A 1,639-nucleotide genomic window follows, 5' to 3' on the forward strand; every position below is an offset into this window, starting at 1 on the left:
CATTATAGCTGCTGGTATAAGCACAACTATGGACACCAAAACATTAAGGTTTATGGCTAAGCCTAAAAAGAATGCAGCAATATAACTTATGACAATTTGAAGTACTGCCATTGGTAGCAGTGGAAGAGTATAACCCATAATATAATCAGAGGCAGTAAGTGGAGTTGTGAACAACCGCATCAAAAAAGAAGTACCCCTGTCTGTAGCTATTAACATTCCAGAGAATGTGGAAATAAAAGCAAGACCGAATACTGCTATTCCCGGAATAAGATTATCTATAGCAAATAATTCAACAGGAATATTAGCTTGGATCATAGATAAGAGTAATAATACAACCACTGGGAAACCTATCCCCAATGCTAAGTTCAAAGGTTCTCTAAGAATCTCTTTACTGTTACGTACAGCAAATGTTAATGCTTTCAATATTCCACCTCCTCTTTTGTAGCTAATGAAACAAAGGCTTCCTCAAGTGTTTTAGTATTCGACTTTCTCATTAATTCTGACACCGTTCCAGTAGCCTTTAACTTTCCTGCAGACATGATACCGATTCTATCTGAAAGTGCTTCTGCTTCCTCCATATAATGGGTTGTTAAAATAATAGTGATTTTCCCCTTTAATTTTTCAATCACAGTCCATAGCTCCCTTCTTGAAATAACATCAAGTCCCTGAGTTGGCTCATCAAGAAAAAGTATTTTCGGATCCGTGATAAGGGCCATAGCTATACTAAGTCGCCTCTGCATTCCTCCTGATAAAGTTTTTGCTTTATCTTTGGAGACTTCTGTAAGACTAAAAGTCGTCATCATCTCTTTTACTTTTATGGCTGTAGCTTTTTTGTCAAATCCGTATATTCTTGCAATTAACTCAAGATTCTCCTTAACAGATAGATTTCGAGCTACAGCTGTTTCCTGGGGTGATACATTAATTTTTTCTTTTACTCCATGAGGATTGGAGATAATACTATGACCATGTAAAGCTGCATCACCACTTGTAGGGCTTATAAGGCAAGTCAACATCTTAATTGTTGTAGTTTTCCCTGCACCATTCACTCCTAGTAAAGCGAAAAGCTCGCCTTGTTTAATAGAAAGATTGAGAGAATTTACAGCAGTTTTTGTTTGAAATTTCTTGGTTAACTTTGTTGTTTCTATAGCAATCATTTATCTTCCTCCTGATATTCATATGCATCAAAAATTTCCTGTGCAAACTGCAGAAAGCCCTCGCTTTTCATAATCCCAATCCCTTGTGACTCATCGCCTAGAATCAACAAGGAATCTCCAGGACAGATCTTAAATATATCTCTGGCCTTTTTGGGAATCACAATCTGGCCTCGTTCTCCTACCTTTACCATTCCAAATATGTGTTTTCCTTTTGGCTTAAGGCCTATTTTTTCATCATCTTTGGAATAACCTACCAGAGCATCTAATTCCACCTCATATAACTCTGCCAAAGCTATACAATTATTGATATCTGGCACTGTTTTACCACTTTCCCATTTGGCAACAGCTTGCCTTGAAACACCGATTTTTTCAGCAACTTCCTCTTGAGTGTATTTATGTCTTTCTCGTAATTCTTTCAAATTCATACTTATCATATTTCTCGCATCCTTTATAAACAGTATACAAGAAATTATAAAATAATACAC

General features: G+C 36.5%; 3 protein-coding genes. All 3 read right to left on the reverse strand.

What is annotated here, in order from left to right; genetic code table 11:
* Positions 1–423: ABC transporter permease (locus GXZ13_07015; protein ID NLX75559.1), on the reverse strand; the 423-nt coding region annotated here is incomplete at its 3' end.
* Positions 420–1,154: an ABC transporter ATP-binding protein gene (locus tag GXZ13_07020; GenBank protein NLX75560.1), complete on the reverse strand. Its 735-nt coding sequence runs from the start codon at positions 1,152–1,154 to the stop codon at positions 420–422. The genes GXZ13_07020 and GXZ13_07015, both read right to left, overlap by 4 nt.
* Positions 1,151–1,588 (reverse strand): helix-turn-helix transcriptional regulator, encoded by a 438-nt coding sequence (locus GXZ13_07025; protein ID NLX75561.1) that lies wholly within the window; start codon positions 1,586–1,588, stop codon positions 1,151–1,153. Before GXZ13_07025 ends, GXZ13_07020 begins: the two co-directional genes overlap by 4 nt.
* Between the last annotated feature and the right edge of the window lie 51 nt (positions 1,589–1,639).

It is taken from the genome of Synergistaceae bacterium, assembly GCA_012728235.1.
Classification (GTDB): Bacteria; Synergistota; Synergistia; order Synergistales; family Synergistaceae; genus JAAYFL01.

What these genes read in the sequence shown, in the direction of transcription:
- GXZ13_07020 (NLX75560.1), bottom strand. Translation starts at nt 1,154, where the DNA reads ATGATTGCTATAGAAACAACAAAGTTAACCAAGAAATTTCAAACAAAA.
- GXZ13_07025 (NLX75561.1), bottom strand. Translation starts at nt 1,588, where the DNA reads ATGATAAGTATGAATTTGAAAGAATTACGAGAAAGACATAAATACACT.